Annotated in this window: 14 protein-coding genes and 2 pseudogenes; 1 reads left to right on the top strand and 15 read right to left on the bottom strand. The window is 55.5% G+C overall.

Translation table 11 applies throughout. From position 1 onward, the window contains the following. Positions 1-9: 9 nt before the first annotated feature. The 7 genes and pseudogenes from trbJ to ACSBPU_RS06440 all read right to left on the bottom strand — a co-directional run. A complete protein-coding gene (trbJ, locus tag ACSBPU_RS06470) occupies positions 10-732 on the bottom strand; it encodes a P-type conjugative transfer protein TrbJ (RefSeq protein WP_026484213.1) in 723 nt (240 codons plus the stop codon). Next, positions 729-3,185 carry a conjugal transfer protein TrbE gene (gene trbE / locus ACSBPU_RS06465; RefSeq protein ID WP_026484212.1) on the bottom strand — a complete coding sequence of 819 codons (2,457 nt, stop codon included), beginning with the start codon at positions 3,183-3,185 and terminating at the stop codon, positions 729-731. The genes trbJ and trbE overlap by 4 nt, the downstream gene beginning before the upstream one ends. A 10-nt stretch (positions 3,186-3,195) precedes the next feature. Continuing rightward, on the bottom strand, positions 3,196-3,468 hold the full coding sequence (locus ACSBPU_RS06460) for a VirB3 family type IV secretion system protein (RefSeq protein WP_026484372.1): 273 nt from the start codon (positions 3,466-3,468) through the stop codon (positions 3,196-3,198). After that, positions 3,465-3,827 carry a TrbC/VirB2 family protein gene (locus ACSBPU_RS06455; protein WP_035275077.1) on the bottom strand — a complete coding sequence of 121 codons (363 nt, stop codon included), beginning with the start codon at positions 3,825-3,827 and terminating at the stop codon, positions 3,465-3,467. The genes ACSBPU_RS06460 and ACSBPU_RS06455 overlap by 4 nt, the downstream gene beginning before the upstream one ends. Then, complete coding sequence (gene trbB / locus ACSBPU_RS06450; protein WP_266140722.1) at positions 3,824-4,810, bottom strand: P-type conjugative transfer ATPase TrbB; 987 nt, start codon at positions 4,808-4,810, stop codon at positions 3,824-3,826. Before trbB ends, ACSBPU_RS06455 begins: the two co-directional genes overlap by 4 nt. Continuing rightward, complete coding sequence (locus tag ACSBPU_RS06445) at positions 4,807-5,319, bottom strand: hypothetical protein (protein ID WP_026484211.1); 513 nt, start codon at positions 5,317-5,319, stop codon at positions 4,807-4,809. The genes trbB and ACSBPU_RS06445 overlap by 4 nt, the downstream gene beginning before the upstream one ends. Then, positions 5,316-5,942: pseudogene (locus ACSBPU_RS06440) on the bottom strand (type IV secretory system conjugative DNA transfer family protein); the annotation flags it as partial. The gene ACSBPU_RS06445 and the pseudogene ACSBPU_RS06440, both read right to left, overlap by 4 nt. A 65-nt stretch (positions 5,943-6,007) precedes the next feature. On the opposite strand from ACSBPU_RS06440, the gene ACSBPU_RS06435 reads away from it, so the two are divergent. Next, a protein-coding gene (locus ACSBPU_RS06435) for an IS3 family transposase (protein ID WP_442596550.1) occupies positions 6,008-7,122 on the top strand; the annotation gives its coding sequence in 2 pieces (ribosomal slippage) (positions 6,008-6,260 and positions 6,260-7,122; 1,116 coding nt in all). A gap of 16 nt (positions 7,123-7,138) precedes the next feature. Here ACSBPU_RS06435 and traG read toward each other — a convergent pair. The 8 genes and pseudogenes from traG to ACSBPU_RS06395 form a co-directional block, all read right to left on the bottom strand. Then, positions 7,139-8,518 (bottom strand): annotated as a pseudogene (gene traG, locus ACSBPU_RS06430) (IncP-type conjugal transfer protein TraG); the annotation flags it as partial. Between the two features lie 364 nt (positions 8,519-8,882). After that, positions 8,883-9,785 (bottom strand): LysR family transcriptional regulator, encoded by a 903-nt coding sequence (locus ACSBPU_RS06425; RefSeq protein WP_026484209.1) that lies wholly within the window; start codon positions 9,783-9,785, stop codon positions 8,883-8,885. A gap of 125 nt (positions 9,786-9,910) precedes the next feature. Further along, on the bottom strand, positions 9,911-11,368 hold the full coding sequence (locus tag ACSBPU_RS06420; protein WP_026484208.1) for an ArnT family glycosyltransferase: 1,458 nt from the start codon (positions 11,366-11,368) through the stop codon (positions 9,911-9,913). Next, on the bottom strand, positions 11,358-12,386 hold the full coding sequence (locus tag ACSBPU_RS06415; RefSeq protein WP_051316340.1) for a glycosyltransferase family 2 protein: 1,029 nt from the start codon (positions 12,384-12,386) through the stop codon (positions 11,358-11,360). Before ACSBPU_RS06415 ends, ACSBPU_RS06420 begins: the two co-directional genes overlap by 11 nt. 162 nt (positions 12,387-12,548) lie before the next feature. Beyond that, the gene (locus ACSBPU_RS06410; RefSeq protein WP_026484207.1) at positions 12,549-12,941 is read right to left on the bottom strand and encodes a diacylglycerol kinase; all 393 of its coding nucleotides are present in this window, start codon (positions 12,939-12,941) and stop codon (positions 12,549-12,551) included. A 91-nt stretch (positions 12,942-13,032) separates the two neighbouring features. Beyond that, the gene (locus tag ACSBPU_RS06405; RefSeq protein WP_266140721.1) at positions 13,033-14,829 is read right to left on the bottom strand and encodes an LTA synthase family protein; all 1,797 of its coding nucleotides are present in this window, start codon (positions 14,827-14,829) and stop codon (positions 13,033-13,035) included. 314 nt (positions 14,830-15,143) lie between these two features. Beyond that, entirely contained in the window at positions 15,144-18,302 is a 3,159-nt protein-coding gene (locus ACSBPU_RS06400; RefSeq protein WP_026484205.1) for a CusA/CzcA family heavy metal efflux RND transporter, read from the bottom strand. A gap of 13 nt (positions 18,303-18,315) precedes the next feature. Beyond that, on the bottom strand, positions 18,316-19,791 hold the full coding sequence (locus ACSBPU_RS06395) for an efflux RND transporter periplasmic adaptor subunit (protein ID WP_442596545.1): 1,476 nt from the start codon (positions 19,789-19,791) through the stop codon (positions 18,316-18,318). Between the last annotated feature and the right edge of the window lie 2 nt (positions 19,792-19,793).

Here is a 19,793-nt window from a genome sequence, read left to right as displayed (position 1 = left end):
CAGCCCCCTTCAGTCGTAGAACCTGACAGGCGCAGGCGTGTACTTTCCCTTGGCATCGCCCGAGAATCGGCGGCGCACTTCGCGGGCCTGGGCTTCATCGGCCACGGCCCGCGCCTTGTCGATCGCAATGGCGCGGTCCTGGGCGATCTGCAATTGCTGCTGCTGAATGGCCTGCTTGGCCTGCAGGGCCAGCAACTGGTTGGTCGCCTGCATGGCCTGCAGGGAACCGGCCGCCGACTGGCTCTGCGCCACGATGTCGGCGAGCACGCCTTCGTCATCGCGCAGGTTCTGTACCGATTGCGCCTGCAGGCGCACAGTGGTCTTGAGCGATTCGAGCGACTGGCTCCAGCGTTCTTGTGCATCCGCCACCATCTGATCGACCGACAGCCCGGCGCCCATCTCATCCGGGTACAGGCGCGCAAAGTCCACGTCCAGGCGCGACACGTCGTAGGCTAGGCCGCGCGCCTCATCGATCAGGCGCGTCGTCGTAGCGATGGTCGAGCGCAGACGGTTCACCGCATCAAAATCCAGCCTTGCCAGGTTCTTGGCCTGGTTGATGAGCATCTGCGCTTCGTTTTGCAATTGCTGGATCTGGTTGTTGATCTGCTCCAGCGTGCGCGCCGCCGTCAGCACGTTCTGGGTGTAGTTGCTGGGATCAAACACCGTGATGGCGTGCGCCGGCGTTGCCTGCCAGCAGGCGGCAATCAAGAGGCTGATCAAGGACTTTTTCATGAGACATCCTCCGTGGGTAGGTTTTCAGCGAGATGGGAGATGGGAGCACCGGCGTACTCGCTCAATATCTGCGCCGCCCAGTCCAGCCCTTTGTGACGCAGCCAAGCCGGCGCGAAGCCTTCCCGGCCATGCGTGGCGAGCACGACATCCATGTCCCGTTGGTCTTGCGGTGTGGACGCCCCGGCAAAAGCCAGCGTCACCGGCCCCAGGCCCAGGTCGAAAACCCGGTTGCCCAGCCGCGACTGGTAGTAGTAGTCACGCTTGGGTTGGGCGTGCGCGATCAACTGGATCTGGCGTGTGTTCAGTCCGAAGCCCTGATAGATCTGGCTGATCTGCGGCTCCGCCGCCTGCGGGTTCGGCAAAAAAATGCGGCTCGCGCAGCTTTCGATGATCGCTGCAGCAATGGTCGAGTCGCGGATATCAGCCAGGGAGGTCGTCGCAAAGAGGACAGAAACCTGCTTTTTCCTCAAGGTTTTGAGCCATTCTCGTATCCGGGCGGCAAAGGCAGGATCGTCCAGAAAGAGCCAGGCCTCATCCAGTATCAGCAAGGTCGGCGCGCCATCGAAGCGTTCCTCCAGGCGGGCAAACAGATAGCGCAGTACCGCCATCGCCGCCGACTTGCTGGGCATTAGCTCTTCCATCTCGAAACCCTGGATATCCTCGATACCCAGCCGGTCCCGGTCGGCGTCCAACAGACTGCCGTGCGCACCTCCCAGCACATAGGGGGCCAGCGCTTGGCGCAGCCGGTTGGATTGCAGCAAGGCGGACAACCCCGTCATTGTGCGTTGCTCGACCGGGGCGCTAGCGAGACTCCCCAAAGCCGACCACACGGCCGCCTTCTCCTCGGGGCCGATGCTCACGCCCTCGGCCAACAACCGGCCCTCCACCCATTCGGCAGCCCAACTGCGATAGCCCGGCTCATCGATACGGGCGAGCGGCTGAAACGCCATCTCGCCGTCATGGCTGAGGCAGTAATACTCGCCTTGCAGCCCTAGCAAGGTGGCCCGCATCGAGCGGCCCATCTCGAACACATACAAGCGCGAGCCGGTATAGCGCCGAAACTGCAGCGCCAGGGTCGCCAGCAGCACGGACTTGCCCGCGCCGGTCGGGCCGACTACCAGGGTGTGGCCTACGTCGCCAATGTGCGTGACAAGCCGAAACGGCGTGGCGCCATCGGTGCGGGTCACCATGAGCGGCGGACCATCCAGATGTTCGTTTCTCTCCTGCCCCGCCCAGACGGCGGACACCGGCATCAGGTGGGCCAGGTTCAGCGTGGACACCAGGTACTGGCGCACGTTGGCATAGCAATGGCCCGGCAAGGACGACAGCCAGGCATCCACCGCGTTCAGCGACTCGGGCATGGTCACAAAGCCGCGACCTTGGATTGCGCGCTCGACCAGCCGGCGCTTTTCATCAGCAAGCGCAGGGTCCGCATCCATCACCACGACGGTCGTGGTGACATAACCGTAGGCCACATCGTCTGAACCCAGCTCCTGCAAGGCAGCATCCGCATCCAACGCCTTGTTGTCGGCATCGGTATCGACAAGCGGGCTTTCCTGCTGGGACAAGGTCTCGCGCAGCAACGCCACCACGCTCTTACGCTTGGCAAACCACTGACGCCGCAGCCGCGTCAGTTCCGACTGGGCTTGCGCCTTGTCCAGACACAGGAAGCGCGTCATCCAGCGATACGCAAAGCCCAGCCGGTTCAGATCATCGAGAATGCCGGGCCAGGTCGAGGCCGGAAAGCCCCGCACCGACACCACCCGCAGGTGCTGGCCCCCCAGCATGGGGGCCAAGCCGCCCACCAACGGGCAGTCCGGCAGCAGGCTGTCCAAATAGAACGGCACCTCCGGCACCGCTACCCGATGGCGTCGCGTCGATATCGTGCTGTGCAGATAGGTCAGCAGATCGGCGCTATCGAGCCACGACAATTCCGGCATCACGCCTTGCAGCAGCCCATAGAAACGCTGGGTCTCGGAGATAAAACCCTCCAGGCGTTCACGCCAGTCCACACCCTGCTGCGGCTGATTCTCGTAGAGCAGCTTGGCCGCACGGGCGCGGGACTCCTCAGGACTCAACCACACCACGGTGAGGTAGTAGGCGCTCTCGAAGTGCGAGCCCGCATCGTCAAACGCCGCACGACGCTCCTCATCCACCAGCCAGGACAGCCCTTCGGGAAAGGCTGACTCGGGATAGGCACGCGCAGGACTGCGCTCGGCTTCCACGAACAGCGCCCAGCCTGCGCCCAATCGCTTTAAGGCGTTGTTCAGCCGGGCGGTGACGGACACCAGTTCCGAGTCGGTGGCGCTGTCCAGGTCCGGCCCACGAAATCTCGCTGTGCGCGCAAAAGAACCGTCCTTGTTCAGCACCACGCCATCGGCCACCAGCCCCGCCCAGGGCAGCCAATCAGCCAATAGTGCGGGACGCTTGCGATACTCGGTCAGGTTCATCATGGCCGGCCCCTCACACGTCCAACAGCGCCGGATGCTTCACGTGGCGTGAGAACACCTGCATGAACTGCACGTCCAGGCGCGCGCCCCATACCGCCAGCATGTGGCCGACGAACCAGCAAGCCACGCCTGCCAGCCACAGTTGCAGGCCCAGGCCAATGGCGGCGGCCAGCGTGCCGTTGGCGATTGCCACCGTGCGCGGCGCGCCGCCCAGCAGGATGGGGTCGGTCAGGGCCCGATGCAGCGGCGCCTCAAACCCCTCGGGCAGTTGACGGGCGGCCGTCATACCAGCGCCCCGCCCGAGAAGCTGAAGAAGGACAGAAAGAAGCTGGAGGCGGCAAAGGCAATGGACAGCCCAAAGACGATCTGAATCAGCCGCCGAAAGCCGCCGCTCGTATCGCCAAAGGCCAGCGTCAGGCCCGTGACGATAATGATGATGACCGCCACGATGCGTGCAACCGGCCCTTGGACGGATTCGAGGATGGATTGCAGCGGCGCCTCCCACGGCATGCTGGAGCCGGCCGCCTGCAACACACCGGCCGTCAGCAGCAAGAGCAGGAATCCGAAACGACGCAAGAAGCGGACAGCCTGACAGCGCTCGCCGTGGTGAGTTAAGGAGATGGACGGAACAGTCTGGTTTTTCATGAGAGCGCTCCAATGGCGACGGGGACGGGTTCCAGCACGTACTGGTCGGCCTGCAGGCCGGTGACGCGCACGATCTCGCGCACGCGGCGCGCGTTGCCACGTCCAGCGAGGAAGACGATGACGTTGACAGTCTCTGCAATCAGCGCCCGGGGCGGCACGGCCGACACTTCGAGCGTCAGTTGCTCCAGACGCATCAGTGCCCCATAGGCGGAATTGGCGTGCAGCGTGGCAATACCGCCCGGATGGCCGGTGCCCCAGGCTTTCAACAAATCCAGGGCTTCTGCGCCGCGCACTTCGCCCACGATGATGCGGTCTGGCCGCTGGCGCAGCGTGGAGCGCACCAGGTCGGCCATTGAGGCGGTACCGGGCTTGGTGCGCAACTGCACGTGGTCGTCGTTGACGCATTGCAGCTCCACCGTGTCCTCCAGAATCAGCACCCGGTCGCCGCTGCGGCCAATCTCGGCCAGCAAGGCATTGGTCAGCGTCGTCTTACCGGAGCTCGTGCCACCCGCCACCAGGATGTTCTGGCGCTCGATCACTGCCTGCTGCAAGAACGCGGCCTGTTCAATGTTCAGGATGCCGTCTCGCACATAATCCTCCAGCGTCAACACGCCAGCGGCATGCTTGCGGATGCAAAACGTGGGCGCGTACACGATGGGCGGCAGCACACCTTCGAAACGCTCGCCGCTGCCGGGCAGCTCTGCCGACAGGATGGGCAGACCATGGTGAGCTTCCTGGCGCACACTGGCGGCGACCAACCGGATGATGCGTTCGGCATCCTGGCTGGATAGCTTCACATCGGTGCATTCCCGCCCCGCGCCCAGCCGGTCCAGCCACAAACGGCCATCCGGGTTGAGCATGATTTCCACCACCTCGGGGTCAGCCAGCGCGTCGGTAATCACCGGCCCCAGCGCCGTATGCAGCATCCGTAAGCTGCGCTGCGTGGACTCGTCCACGGTTTCTTGTCTTGCCTGCCTGCTCATGCCTCTTCTCCTTCTGGACTTCCTGTCAAAACCTGCTCCCCTGACTCCACCGCATCGGCGCTTGCCTGCTCGCCAGCAAACAGCCCCGACTGCTCGGGATAAATTTCTTCGTGGACTTCGCGCACCAGGCTGCGGCCCCGCTGCAGGTGACGCGCCAACTGATCGATGAACTGGGCGTAACGCTGCTTGCCCTGGGCGCGGACAGCCTCCTGATGCTCAGCCGGCACCGATGGGGACACGGTGAGCGTGTAGCGCACGAACAGCGCCAGGGTCTCGATCAGGATGTTCTGGTCGCGCTCCAACTTGTCGAACTGGCGGGTCAACCGGTCCAGACGGCGGGTAATCGCGGCTTCCCGCTGGTCCGCGGCATCGGGCGACAGAAACGACGCCAAGGCTGCCGCCACAATGGAGGACTTGGACACGCCGCGATGCGCGGACAGGTCTTCCAGTCGCCGTGCGTGATCGGGCTGAACAAAAAGATTCAGGCGGTACTTGCGTCCCAGGCTCATAGCGGTATCCCGTCATCAGGGTCGAGCGCGGCTAGCCGCGCAGATCGGTGCAACACGTCGTCCGGTGCAAACGGCAACGGCATATCGTCGTCATCCAGCAGAGGCAGTTCATCGGACTCCGGGGGCATTGGCATCGGTGCTAACAGATCAATTTCCGGCCTGATCTGCAGGCCGCCGTCATCGAGCGACATGCCCGCACCGCCACCCTCATGTGCTTCAACCGGCGGCACTGCCAGGCCCGACCAGTCGTCTGGACGCGGCGCAGGCCTGTCCCGGTACGCACCTTCTCCCAGCACTGGCGGTGGCAGCACGCGCACCGTGAAGTTGGCGTCTTCGTAGTAGCGCAGCTTGCTGGCTCGGATCGGAGGCTGGCCAGAGACCATCACGATCTGTTCGTCAGGGGGAAGCTGCATGATTTCGCCAGGGGTGCGCAGCGGCCGCGCCGTTTCTTGCCGCGACACCATCAAATGTCCCAGCCATGGCGCCAGCCGGTGCCCGGCGTAGTTGCGCTGGGCGCGCAGCTCTGTCGCAGTGCCCAAGGAGTCCGAAATACGCTTGGCTGTGCGCTCGTCGTTCGTCGCAAAGGTCACGCGCACATGGCAGTTGTCCAGAATGGAGTTGTTCGGTAATCCCCCCGTAAAACCGCAGTGAGCTGAAGTAGAATTTCCACAACAAGGAAATTCAAGCAATGAAGCAAGCCCGATTCACCGACAGCCAGATCATGGCGATCCTCAAACAAGCCGAAGCCGGCACACCGGTGCCGCAACTGTGCCGTGAACACGGCATGAGCAGCGCCTCCTTTTACAAGTGGCGCGCCAAGTATGGCGGCCTGGACACCTCGATGATGGCACGCCTGAAGGAACTTGAGACTGAAAACAGGCAGCTTAAGAAGATGTACGCCGAAGAGCGCCTGAAGGCTGAAATGGTGCAGGAAGCGCTACGAAAAAAGTGGTAGCGCCATCTCGACGCAAAGAGATGGCGCGGCGTGCGATTGATCGCTTTAAATCCAGCATCCGCCTGGCCTGCCAGGCGTTTGGCATCAGCGAAAGCGCCTACCATTATCAGGCCAAACACGCCGATGAAAACGAGGTCATCGCCGACTGGTTGATTCGATTAACGACAGCCCAACGGAACTGGGGATTTGGCTTATGTTTCCTGTACTTGCGCAACATCAAGGGCTTTACGTGGAACCACAAAAGGGTGTACCGCATCTATCGCGAACTGGAGCTGAACCTGCGCATTAAACCCAAGAAACGCCTCGTGCGCGAGCGACCCGATCCGCTGGGCACCGCCACCGATATCAACCAGGTCTGGTCAATGGATTTTATGCATGATCAACTGACCGATGGTCGCGGTATCCGGTTGCTTAACGTTGTCGATGACTTTAACCGTGAGGGTTTAGGCATTGAGGTGGACTTTTCACTGCCGGCAGAGCGCGTGACGCGCGCCTTGGATCAGATCATCGAATGGCGCGGCAAGCCGGCTTGTTTACGATGCGACAATGGCCCGGAATACATCGGTAAAACGATGCTCGAATGGGCCGCCAGGCGACGCATTACGCTGATCCACACGCAACCCGGAAACCCACAGCAAAACGCCTATGTCGAACGCTACAACCGAACCGTGCGTTATGATTGGCTCGCCCAAAACCTGTTTAGCAGTCTGGACGAAGTTCAGCTTGGCGCCACCGCCTGGCTCTGGACCTACAACAATGAGAGGCCCAACATGGCACTGGGCGGCATCACCCCCAAACAAAAACTAGCCAGTAAATATTTAACCGATTCTACTGCCGCTTACTGCTAAATATGGGGGGATTACCGTTCGGCCCATAGGCCTTGTCCACCTGGTTCAGCGACTGCGCAATCAGGAAAGCGCGCAGGTCATAGCCCGCCATGAAGGCCAGCGCGGACTCGAAGAAATCCAACCGCCCCAGGGCCGGGAACTCGTCGAGCATCAGCAGCAGCTTGTGCTTGCGCTCGATGCCGTCAGAGCCGTCCATGGACTCCGTCAGGCGTCGCCCGATCTGGTTGAGGATGAGGCGGATCAGCGGCTTGGTGCGGCTGATATCCGAGGGCGGCACGACCAGGTACAGCGACACGGGGTAATCGGCAGCGATGAGATCGGCAATGCGCCAGTCGCAGCGCGAGGTGACTTCGGCCACAGTCGGATCGCGGCACAGACCCAGGAAGGACATGGCCGTCGAAAGCACACCGGAACGTTCGTTCTCGGACTTGTTCAAGACCTCCCGTGCAGCGGATGCCACGACCGGATGCGGGCCGTCACCCAAGTGCTTGGTCTGCATCATCCGGTACAGCGTCTGCTCAAACGGACATGCCGGGTCGGACAGGAAGTTGGCCACGCCTCGCAGGGTCTTGTCCTCACCCGCGTAGAGCACGTGCAGGATGGCGCCGACCAGCAAGGCGTGTGAGGTCTTCTCCCAATGGTTGCGCCGCTCAAGCGCCCCTTCTGGGTCGACGAGGATGTCAGCAATGTTCTGAACGTCGCGCACCTCGTGCGTGCCTAGACGCACTTCCATCAGCGGGTTGTAGTGCGCGGACAGCGGATTGGTCGGGTCAAACAGCAAGCAGTGCGAGAAGCGCGAACGCCAGCCAGCAGTCAGTTTCCAGATCTCGCCCTTGATGTCGTGAGCAACGCACGAGCCCAGCCAGGACAACATGGTCGGCACGACCAGACCCACACCCTTGCCGGAACGCGTGGGCGCAAACGCCATGACGTGCTCGGGGCCTTCATGACGTAGGTAGTGATAGTGACGTTTGTCTTTGATGCGCCCCAGGAACACGCCTTCCTGGCGCAGCATGCCGCTCGTGCGCACCTCTTCGAAACTTGACCAGCGCGCGGAGCCATAGGTGGACACCCGCTTGGCGAGCCTCGCGCGATGTACGGACATGCCAACGGCCACGCCGGCGGACAGGACGCCGCCCATTGAGGCAATGGCGCCGCCCCGCACGAACACATCGGGCGCATACGCCTCGTAGGCGAACCACCATGGGAAAAGTTGCCAGGGGTAGTAAACCGGGACGTCGGCGATATGTCCTATCGGATCGCCCAGCCGCGACGAGTAGCCAAGCGCGGCGGCGATGTACTGGGTCGCCGCCCACAGGCAGGCAAAGGCCACGGCGCAGACCGCTACGATCTGCCCGAACAGCACTCCCGTTTGTGCCGACGCCTTGTCCGCCATGCCGTCTCCTCACCGAGTTGCGCGTGATGCAACGGCACGCACAGGCGTGCCGCATTCACACGTGCTCAGTCTCGTTCAGAGGCGCTGGATCCAAAACCCGCTCGGGCGTAGTCCAGCGCAGCTAATGACAAATGTCTCGGCAGGCGTCGGCAAGACGCGGCCCGTGCGCGAGCCAAGGCGCACAGAGCGAAGTATTGGTGGGATGGGACCGTCAATCCGGTCAGGCGCAGGACAGCCTGGTCAGGATGCGTTGGGCAGAGTCATGCGCAGGTTGCACCCATCATGATGACCGTTCAAAGACGGGTCAAATAATGAGGGAACGATTGATTGATAACGGCTTGAGTGACAGAGGATTGTTATTATGTCAGGCCTGCAATTCTAGGAACTGCCGCACTGCCTCAAAGAACTGACGGTCTTCTGGACGCAAACCACCAGAGCGGTAGATTGCCGACACCTGGAACGATGATTGGCACTCTGCGATTGGCAGAAACCGCACGCCATCTCGTGGGTTGCGGGCGATTTGGGATTCAGCGATAAAGCTGATGCCAAAGCCTGCTGCCACCAACGCCAGCATGCCCTGCACGCTGGAGGCGTACTGAGCAATGGTGGGTTCAATGATCTTCTCCGCAATGGCGACACGCAGTTGTTCACTACCGCCATCATCATTATCAGGATGACAAACAATGAGGCTGCACTGCTTCAAGTCGTCCTGGCTGATAGTACTGGACCCTGCGAGCGGATGTGCGACGGGTACCACCGCCCACATCGGGTCATACCAGAGCTTCTGGATGACCAGATCCTCATGACGTAAGTGACCTACCGCTATGCCGACATCGAGCGTACCGTCTCGCAGGCTTCGGATGAGCGTGCCGTGCTCGTACTCGGCGACATAGAGGTCGATGTCTGACAATTCCTCGCGCACATGCTTTAGCAACGCGTCCAGCATAGGATGCGCCAGCCCCACCGTCATGCCTGACAGACCTAGTCGTATCCGTTGCTGTATGGCCTGGGTCGCCTGAGAAGCATTGCGCTGTACCTCAGCATAGGTGTTGAGCACTCGCTGCACATCGGGAATAAGTCGCTTGGCGACCTCGGTAATCTGGGTACTACGCTGAGTACGTTTGAAAAGCTGCACACCCCAATCGTTCTCTAAGCGTTTGATCGCCAGCGACATCAGCGGCTGCTGGATGTTCAGTCGCTCGGCAGCACGACGAAAATGCTGCTCCTGCGCCAGGACAAGAAAACACTGCAGATATTTGATTCTCATAGATAAGGTTCTCCTATGGCTCATCCAACATCGCCTTGCCAGAACAGGAGATTCAGACTACCAGCAGCTCAAGCCATTGTGGATTCATAAACCTAGACACTAGCGATACTGTCTCATTTGTTGCTCTAAAAATTACCTTCCCCATTCCATTGAAATTCGTACAAGTTGTAGCGTCGACTGCTGAACAAAGGGTTAAGTTTTACTGATAATTTACGTAAGAAATCCAAGTCATTCTTGTTAGAAACAGCGACTAAACCCGACCGCTCCGTTTGAACAATGGACTCTAGTTGATCTCTCGGAACAAGCTCAGCTTTGCCGCGAGAATAAAACCTCGCAGAAAATGGACGGCTTTCAACGAAATATAGATTACTGCCCGTTTTCATCTTTTCGGCAGCCGCTGCCACCAAAGCCTTCTCTGTCTTAAGTCTATTAGGCTCTGCCAAAGAAACTACACCCAAGGCTATCGATGCCGCAGGCACCAAGCCCAGGCAGAGCACTACGGCAAACTTGCTGTATCTCGAGAGTGACATATTGAGCAGGGGCTCTGCTGCCCTAGCGAATAGCAATGACACTGCAGGCAAGCTGGGCAATACATAAGTCCAAAGAATATTTCCAGAAAGTGTAAAGAAAACAGGCGCTGCCACTGCCCAGGCGACTAAATAAGTCATGCCCGACTGCCTAAAGAAAAAGCTCAGCTTTTCCCTACGTTGTGATATCAGATAATATAGTGACAAGATGAGGCCAGCCAGCCCCCAAGGCATGGAGGCCACGAGAAAATCTATCCATATACTTCCCAGGGGCCTTTCATGTGCGGTTCCATACAGGTCACCGTTCCAACCGCTATCTACAAATCTTAGAAAATGCTCCCCAACAATGAAGTAGTGCAGGAACCCTGGTGTCTTAACTTCAGCGGCAATGTACCAGGGAAGGCTTAAAGCCAACATAAGCATCAAACCTGATAACCAAGGAAAGACGCTTAGCCGACTGCGCCAATCATGTTGAAACACCAGCCATGGCAAAACCGCTATGCCTATCAAGACGGGCGCTAATGGTCCTTTTGATAATAAGCCTATAGAAATGCCTATGAAAAAACCATAACGCCAAAACAGAGTGGGTCGCAACGGAGCAACGTAAAAAGCGAGCATCGAAAGCGTAATACCCAGCGCCAAGAAGGGGTCTGTCAGAACTGCACCCGCGCTCACAAGCGGTAAAACCATCGTTGACAGAATGAGAGTCGCCAACTGTGCTGTTCTTCTCCCATAACAAATAACAGCAACTCTATAGACAAGAGTCAGCAACATTGCAATGGCGATGAACGATGGAAGCCGAACAGAAAACTCCGATACTCCAAGGGCCTTTATGCTAAGGGCCTGAACCCAGAAAGAGAGTGGAGGCTTGCCCCAAAAAGGTACGCCTGGCTCAAACCACGGGGTGATCCAATCTCCCGTAACGGCCATAATCCGGGCCACTTCAGCATAACGCGGCTCTGAAGTGTCCATGAGCGGCATTACGCTCATGCCAAACAAGCGTGCTAAGGCGATAGCCACAAGAACCAATATAAAACGACGGTCACTAATTAACAATGCCGTCCCCACGTCCAGCCCTAAAATCGACTACATTCTTTGCAGAAGGATCAATCACATCGCGCACGATAAAAATCGGCCGCTGTTTTACTTCCGTATATGACTTTCCTACATACTCCCCAAGCAAACCTATGGTGAGCAACTGGATGCCGCTTAAGAGAGTAATCGCAGATATCATGGATGGATACCCGGGAACATTCTCACCAAAAAATATTGTCTTGAAAATGATCCACAATCCGAAGGAGCCACCAAGCAATGCCGCGAATGCTCCAATGATTGTGGCGCATCGTAGAGGCTTCGTCGAAAACGAAGTGATCCCCTCAAAGGCAAGCCCGAGCAAAGAAAGGTAGTTCCATTTTGTCTTCCCTGCTGCTCGCCGTTCCCGATCATATTCAATGAAGGTGGTCGGAAATCCAATCCAGGAATACAGCCCCTTCATGTACCTGCATCGCTCCGGCAACTGCAGCAAGATATCAACAACTCGCCGGCTCATCAAACGGAAGTCGCCAGTATCGGCAGGAACAGGTGGTCGACTCAGTCGATTCAAAATTCGATAGAACGCATATGCTGACAGACGCTTGAACCATCCTTCACCGTCCCGAAATCGACGACGCATGGCAACTACATCTGCTCCGGCCTTCCACGCTGCCACCATCTCCGGAATTAGTTCTGGGGGATCCTGCAGATCTGCATCCAGCACAATGACAGCAGCGCCTGAGGCATGGGCAAGCCCTGCACTCATGGCGGCTTCCTTCCCAAAATTTCTACTCAAGCGAATAATTTTTGTTTGAGTGCTGTCTCGCGTAATGTTGACAAGCATGGCCACGCTGTCGTCGGAGCTACCATCATCAACATACAATATTTCATAGGATCCACCCATCTCATTCAATATGGAGCTTAGCCTTGCATGACAGTGAGGCAAAACCTCTTGTTCGTTCAGGAACGGAATTATGATGGACAGCATCACTAGGCCAGCATCGGGCAGCTTTGCATTATTACATGAGTGGATCGTGCTCATAGAAGTTTGAGGCAATTAAAACCGATACTTTATCGACGTGAGCACGACAGAAATCAGACTTCAAAATTACATGTACGTAATGCCTAAAGAGAACAGATTTCCGCCCCTCCCATTAGAGTCGACACCAATCGCCAGACTGATCTATCTTCAGCTCGCTAGGTGTCAAAGAATCCTCTCGTATATAAGCGCCAACCATACGCCAGCAGCACAAAGAATGGATAGCATGACCGCCGCGCTGCCCAAGTCTTTCGCCAGACCTAAACCGGCATTCCATTCTAGCGAGATAGAGTCAGCAACAGCCTCGATCGCACTGTTGATGAGTTCGACGACCAACACCAAACACATGACAAGAATTAGCAACAGCCGCTGATAGAAGGTTTGTCCCACGACAAAGGATAGAGGCAATAGAATGGCGAATAGCAAAAGCTCTTGACGAAATGCAGCCTCATTCAAAAATGCCGCTTTGAGGCCAGACATTGAGTAGGAAAGCGCATTGCCTATACGTGCAACACCTCCATTACTCTTGAAGGGACTATTTCTATTAGGAGTCCTCATTTTTTACCTTTCTAACACTCTTCAAGGTTCATCGTATTCGGCAGGCGACTCACAGGACGAAGAATAACTATAAAATCGCTGCGCTCAGTTGCTAAAGGCTCTTTAAACAAGGAAGCGTATAGCTTGCTGTCCGGTAAGCTAGGTCTGGCCATAAGGCATGTGCCAGTGCTTCACGCCGTAACTGTTCATCCAAAGTAACTGCAGTCAGCTCATCGGGCATCGTGTAGCGCCATTGAGTCGCTAGGCGGTGCGGTTCGAGAACGACCATCTGGTCACCTTTTAGATACCCAAAATTTTCCCCATACTGCATCAGTGCGCGCCCGCCTGCGTGAGGATCTGTCAGATCATGACCGATCATCGGGTGTTCTGTCTCTATGCCCAACATGGACAAAAGAGTTACTGGCAGATCAATTTGACTCACGATTCGCGTGTCTATCCGCGGTTTCACACCGCCCCCCAGAATCATTGCGGGAATATGGAAATACTTGATCGGGACCAACTGCTGACCGCCAACCCTTGCCTCATGATCTGCGACGATGAGAAACAGGGTGTCGTCCCAATATGGGCTGCGGCGAGCCTCTTCAAAGAAACGGCCAAGCGCCCAATCAGCATAGCGAACCGTATTTTCCACTGTTGCTGGCTCACCTTGTGGCTCAATACGTCCTGAAGGGTATTCCCAGGGGGAGTGGTTTGAAACCGAGAATGCCAGAGTCAACGTCGGATGAATGGGTCGCTCGGAGAGCAATGTGTGAAGACGATCAAACATATCTTCATCACTCACCCCCCAAGTTCCTACGAACTTAGGATGGCGAAACGTCCTGAGATCATGCAAATCATCGAATCCGTTGCTGAGGAAAAAACCCTTCATGTTGTCAAAATGCGCTTCACCACCATAAATAAACCGCGAGCGGTATCCTTGCGTTTTCAGCAAATGAGCCAACGTAAAAAATCGCGACTGTGCACCTGGCAACCTCAGTACCGCGTCCGATAGCGAGGGGGGAAATCCTGACACTAGCGCTTCAAGGCCTCGCACCGAACGAGTACCTGTAGCGTAGGCACGTGTAAAAGTCCAGGCTTCAGCGCTCAGCGCATCTAGGTTTGGAGTCAGCTGCATTCCACCTAAGTGGCCGGTGTACTTAGCACCTAAACTTTCCTCGACGATCAGCACGACATGTCTAGGAGTAACATCGCAACTTACCGTCACTGGTGCATGATTATGCAAGGTGGGAATCTGCACCGAGGTGATTATCGGGGACATGCGGGCTTTCTTCCGTATCAAAGCAATGATTTCTTGCTCAGGAAGTTTTCCATAAGCATCTGCAGGTGACCTCTCATTCTTCATACTGTAGACTGCATACATCACGCTGTATAAAGAATTAAGGGCTAGAGTATTGATCATAGGATCGCTACAAAAGGCCACAGTAGAAGGATTGATGGGCCTATGACGCAGGGTACCTCGAATCGCCAGGAAGGCCAGCAGACAGCTAGCAAAAAATAAGCCGCACTGCAAAATAAGCCCTGTTGGCAAAAAGCCTGGAGCCCAAGCAGTAAACATGAGCTGACCCACAATAGATAAACCAATAAGTCCCGCAACGATGATTACTGTAGCTGACTTATAGCCTTTCCAGATCATCCCAAAAACTTCCCGCGGATGTTTCAAATAATCAACATACAGTCGATTCGGCCGCGTATCGTATTCGACGATAAATAAAGGTGTAGATAGCTCTAGCAAACAGATGAGAATCCACGCCACCCGAAGCCAAACACCGTTAATTGCAGCAGCGACACTCGAACCAGAAAACCAGGGAGCCGTGATCAATGCTGGCGCGACACATAAGGCAATCAGATGCGCGTCTATTCTTAGGCCACCTCGCAATATGGGCCACATGCCCCTTGACTCGCGAACCCGCCTCCATTGCCAAATAATCAGCCCGACACGGCATGCGGACAAGAGAGTAAAAGACGCGAGAATAAATACCAGAATTTGCGAATACACATCCACATCCAAGAGCGTGAACTACATACTCTTGAGACGAAACTATTATCGTCGTTGCGGATTCGACAATAGAAAACGCAGAATATGGAGCCCTGATTACACAAAATAAGGGCCGTACTTTATTTTCCTGACCACGACAGCGGCCGGACTTTGGGATTACATTTATGTAAGTTTAGGAAGGTGAAACCTTCCTAAACCTTTGGTCGTTATGCCGATGTTTCAACGAGTTCACGCACTTTTTCATCCTTGCGATGAGCAAGACGGTACAACGCGGGGAGAACCAATAGAGTCAGGATAGTAGACGAGATAATGCCGCCAATTACCACTGTAGCCAGTGGTCGTTGCACCTCTGCTCCCGTACCTGTAGCAATTGCCATAGGCACAAATCCTAGGGAAGCCACCAAAGCAGTCATGAGAACTGGACGCAGTCGGGTCAGGGCCCCCTCCTTCACCGCATCATCTAAGGACCTTCCTTCATCCCGTAAAGAGCGGATAAAAGACAGCAACACTAGACCATTCAGAACTGCCACACCACACAGAGCGATGAACCCGACCGCAGCTGTAATGGACAAGGGAATTCCTCTCAACCATAGTGAAAGGATGCCCCCTGTCAAAGCAAATGGAATTCCAGTGAACACAAGTAAACCGTCCTTAATGTTGCCGAACACTGCGAAGAGCAGTACGAAAACAAGCAACAATGCAGCCGGCACAACGATTTGAAGGCGCTTGGCTGCGGACTCAAGCTGCTCGAAAGTACCGCCCCATGCAGTCCAATAGCCTGCAGGTATCTGCACTTTATCCGCAATGGCCGCTTCGGCTTCGTTCACGAAAGAGCCAAGATCACGACCACGCACGTTGGCGCTAACTACGATTCGACGTTTTCCATCCTCACGGGACACTTGGTTAGGTCCAGGCGAAAGATCGAACGTTGCAAGCTCAGACAGAGGAATATATGCACTTTGCAACTGACCCTCTGCTTGTGGCAATGCAACTGGAATATTTTTGAGCGCCTCAATGTTCTCTCTAACTTTCTCGGGTAGCCGCACCACTATATCGAAGCGACGATCACCCTGAAAAAAAGTACCTGCCTGACGGCCCCCTGCAGCAGTAGCTAGCGTATCCTGCACATCAGCTACGCTTAAGCCATAACGCGCCACTTTCACCCTATCGATAGACACTGTTAGAACGGGAAGGCCTGTAGTTTGCTCGACCTTCACTTCAGACGCCCCAGCAATCATCTGGAGGGCTTCAGCCACTTCGCTTGCGGTCTTGTCCAGTACCTCGTTATCGTCTCCAAAAATTTTGACAGCAACATCACTGCGCACCCCAGAAATCAGCTCATTGAATCTCAACTGAATCGGCTGAGAGAACTCGTAATTGTTACCTGGAATCTTCAATACTTCTTCACGGATCAACTCAAGCAACTGAGAGTGGCTTTTACGCGGAGTTGGCCACTCATCCTTGGGCTTGAGCATGATATAGCCGTCAGAAATGTTAGGCGGCATGGGATCAGACGCAATTTCCGCTGTGCCAGTGCGCGCAAAAACACGTTCGATTTCTGGAAATTTTTCCTTCAGCCTCGTCTCGATTTGCTTTTGCATAGTAACGGACTGGGTAAGACTAGTTCCGGGAATCCGCAAAGCTTGGATTGCCATGTCACCTTCGTTTAAATTGGGAATAAACTCACTCCCCAATCTTGATGCAATGAATCCACAGATCAAGACAAAAGCTATCGCCCCGCCCAACAAAATAGGCGTACGTTGCAGCGCAAAATTAAGAAGAGGCTCATAGCGGCGACGCGCCCACGTCATGATCCGTATTTCTTTCTCCGAAATCTTCTTTCCCATGAACATTGCAACAGCCGCTGGCACAAAGGTGACAGAAAGAATCATTGCGCCGAGCAATGCCATGACCACGGTCAAGGCCATGGGGTGGAACATCCGGCCTTCCACACCGCTGAGCGCGAAGATTGGAAGGTAAACGACCATAATGATGAGCTGACCATACAACAAAGGTCTGCGCGCCTCACGCGCTGCCGTGAATACTTCCTGAAAGCGTTCGCTTCTCGTCAAGGGACGACTGTGCTGCTCTTGAGCATGACTCAGACGCCTCACGCAGTTCTCGACGATAACAACGGCTCCATCCACGATGATGCCAAAGTCTAATGCCCCAAGACTCATCAAATTTGCACTGACTTTGTAGCTCACCATTCCAGTAAATGTGAATAACATGGACAGCGGTATGACCATCGCTGTGATAATCGCCGCACGTAGATTCCCGAGGAAAATGAACAGGATCACGATAACCAGAGCTGCGCCTTCCAGCAAGTTCTTCTTGACCGTCGCAATTGCCTTGTCCACAAGATTGGTACGGTCATAGACAGTAATGGCAGAAACCCCTTCCGGGAGTGTTTTGTTGATTTCCGCCAGCCTTCGCGCGACCGCTTGCGAAACGGTCCGGCTATTTTCCCCAATTAACATGAAGGCGGTACCGAGCACAACCTCTCTACCGTTATCGGTAGCTGCACCCGTACGCAACTCTCGACCTATTGATACCTCTGCCACATCCCGCACACGGATCGCCTGTCCATCAACAGTCTTTAGTACAGTATCTTCAATATCAGATACTGTTTGAACCTGACCCGGAGCACGTATGAGATATTGCTCACCTTTACGCTCGATGTAGCCAGCGCCAACATTGCTATTATTTCGGTCGATTGCGGTTAGCATATCCGCCAAAGACAAGCCATATGACGATAGTCGTTCAGTATCTGGTGCCACGAGATACTCTTTAGCGTAGCCGCCAATCGTATTAACTTCCGTGACACCTCGTACATTGCGCAACTGAGGCTTGATGACCCAGTCTTGTAGTTCGCGCAAATCAGTTAATGTATATGGCCCGCCGTCGGGTTTCTTTGCATCTGGCTCAGCTTCCACTGTCCAAAGGAAGATTTCTCCTAGACCTGTTGAAATCGGCCCCATGACAGGCGTAATACCCTCTGGCAGACTCTCTTTAGCTTCTTGCAGCCGCTGGTTTACCAATTGACGAGCAAAGTAGATATCGGTGCCATCCTCAAAGACAACCGTCGTTTGGGAAAGCCCGTACCGCGAGAGTGAACGGGTTTGTTGCAGCCCAGGCAGGCCTGCCATCACCGTCTCGATTGGGTAAGTAATGCGCTGTTCGGTTTCAAGTGGTGAATAACCTGGCGCACTAGCGTTTATCTGAACCTGCACATTAGTTATGTCCGGAACAGCATCAATAGCAAGACGGGAATAATTGAAAACCCCGAGGGCGGCCACTCCAAGCGTGGCGAGAAGAACCAGCCAACGCTGCTCAACTACAAACTGAATAAGTCGGTCAAACATGTCACGCCCCCCGTCAATGAGCGTGATCGGCCGAAGCCTTACCCAACTCGGACTTCAGCACGAAGGCATTAGCTTTCACATAGCGCATGCCTGGCTTCAGACCAGCCAGAACCTCAGTGCTATCAGACGATTCCTTACCGAGCTTTACCGGCTGAGCAAGGAAGCCGCCTGGCACCTCAACAAATACGACTGACTCCCCATCAATGTTCTGGATAGCTTCATTGCCGACCGCCAAAGCGACATCACTTCGGTCAACCACTACTTCGACCGTCACAAACAAGCCAGGACGCCAGGCCATGTCAGGGTTTTGGAGTACGACACGCGCCGTAGCCGTCCGGGTTTGCTGCCCGACCAGGGAACCGATGTATGAAACTTGGCCGGCGGCTTCTCCAGCGAATGAGGTGGAACTAACCCGTGCACTTTCACCTACCTTCACTAACTGAATATCTTTCGGTGCTATGACAAATTCTGCCCATACTGAGCTCAAATCGGATAATGTAAAAATACTCTCCGATTCCGCCAATGCCTCACCCAGCGCGATATTCTTCTCAACAATCACTCCATTGAAAGGAGCACGAATCTCGATGACACTGAGGTCTTTAGACGAAGGCTGTGCACCAATAGTCAAAAGTTTCTGTGCGGCATTCTGAACTGCGATATCAGCCTCCTGCAAAGCAGTTCTAGCTTGCTGATAGTCCTGTTTAGCGGAAACCTGCTCCTTCCATAATTGCTGCTCACGACGGTACGCAGCTGCTGCCAGCTCTCGACGTCTGCTCGCAGCCAACCACTCACTACGTAAGTCTGCAACCATCGAACTCGACAGGGTGGCAAGAACATCTCCTTTTTTGACTGCTTGGCCTAGATCGGCCGATACTTCCTGCACAACGCCGGACACTCGTGGCACAACTCGAGCTGTCCAGTCAGCATTAAATTTTATTTCACCCGGAAAGCGCACACGGTTTTCCAAATTAGCGGACCCCACTTCACCAAGCTCTAACCCGGCCGCAACGATTTGATCTTGGCTCAAGGGAATTAAACCTTCATCTTTGTGCATCCTTACTTTGAGAGGCTTTTTACGTCCTTCCCATACAGCTTCGACATCTACTTCAAAGAAGTGTGGTTCTGAAATTGATTCCGTACTTTTTAAGTTTTCCCCAGCAGCACGCATCGTCATTGTCTGGGCTTGGCCATCAGGTCGTGTCACTACAGCTTTTGCTGAAACGGTATTAACACGAACAGGTTTTCCACCTGATGACACCCAGATCACGAGATATGCTTCCTCCCCCTGCTCCACCAAGTTGACCTCCAGGGCATCACCATCATCTTGTGTCAATTGCCCACCGTGGGGGCCCGTAGTGCTGGATTCATGCCCGTGCTCTTCTTGGGCTGACGACGACATGGCGGGTATGGGTAGAAACAATATTGATGCCAGCGCGAGCCCGACGAGTAGAGTGTTATGTTTACGGAGAAGACTAAAGTTCATTTTCATAC

This window comes from Parapusillimonas sp. JC17 (assembly GCF_052180245.1).
GTDB lineage: Bacteria > Pseudomonadota > Gammaproteobacteria > Burkholderiales > Burkholderiaceae_B > Parapusillimonas.
Note: the sequence above shows the minus strand (reverse complement) of the source record. Positions and strands in the feature narration are given on the sequence as shown.

What these genes read in the sequence shown, in the direction of transcription:
- ACSBPU_RS06400 (WP_026484205.1), bottom strand. Translation starts at nt 18,302, where the DNA reads ATGTTTGACCGACTTATTCAGTTTGTAGTTGAGCAGCGTTGGCTGGTT.
- ACSBPU_RS06460 (WP_026484372.1), bottom strand. Translation starts at nt 3,468, where the DNA reads ATGACGGCCGCCCGTCAACTGCCCGAGGGGTTTGAGGCGCCGCTGCAT.
- ACSBPU_RS06395 (WP_442596545.1), bottom strand. Translation starts at nt 19,791, where the DNA reads ATGAAAATGAACTTTAGTCTTCTCCGTAAACATAACACTCTACTCGTC.
- ACSBPU_RS06410 (WP_026484207.1), bottom strand. Translation starts at nt 12,941, where the DNA reads ATGAGGACTCCTAATAGAAATAGTCCCTTCAAGAGTAATGGAGGTGTT.
- trbE (WP_026484212.1), bottom strand. Translation starts at nt 3,185, where the DNA reads ATGATGAACCTGACCGAGTATCGCAAGCGTCCCGCACTATTGGCTGAT.
- trbB (WP_266140722.1), bottom strand. Translation starts at nt 4,810, where the DNA reads ATGAGCAGGCAGGCAAGACAAGAAACCGTGGACGAGTCCACGCAGCGC.
- ACSBPU_RS06405 (WP_266140721.1), bottom strand. Translation starts at nt 14,829, where the DNA reads ATGTGGCCCATATTGCGAGGTGGCCTAAGAATAGACGCGCATCTGATT.
- ACSBPU_RS06425 (WP_026484209.1), bottom strand. Translation starts at nt 9,785, where the DNA reads ATGAGAATCAAATATCTGCAGTGTTTTCTTGTCCTGGCGCAGGAGCAG.
- ACSBPU_RS06415 (WP_051316340.1), bottom strand. Translation starts at nt 12,386, where the DNA reads ATGAGCACGATCCACTCATGTAATAATGCAAAGCTGCCCGATGCTGGC.
- trbJ (WP_026484213.1), bottom strand. Translation starts at nt 732, where the DNA reads ATGAAAAAGTCCTTGATCAGCCTCTTGATTGCCGCCTGCTGGCAGGCA.
- ACSBPU_RS06455 (WP_035275077.1), bottom strand. Translation starts at nt 3,827, where the DNA reads ATGAAAAACCAGACTGTTCCGTCCATCTCCTTAACTCACCACGGCGAG.
- ACSBPU_RS06445 (WP_026484211.1), bottom strand. Translation starts at nt 5,319, where the DNA reads ATGAGCCTGGGACGCAAGTACCGCCTGAATCTTTTTGTTCAGCCCGAT.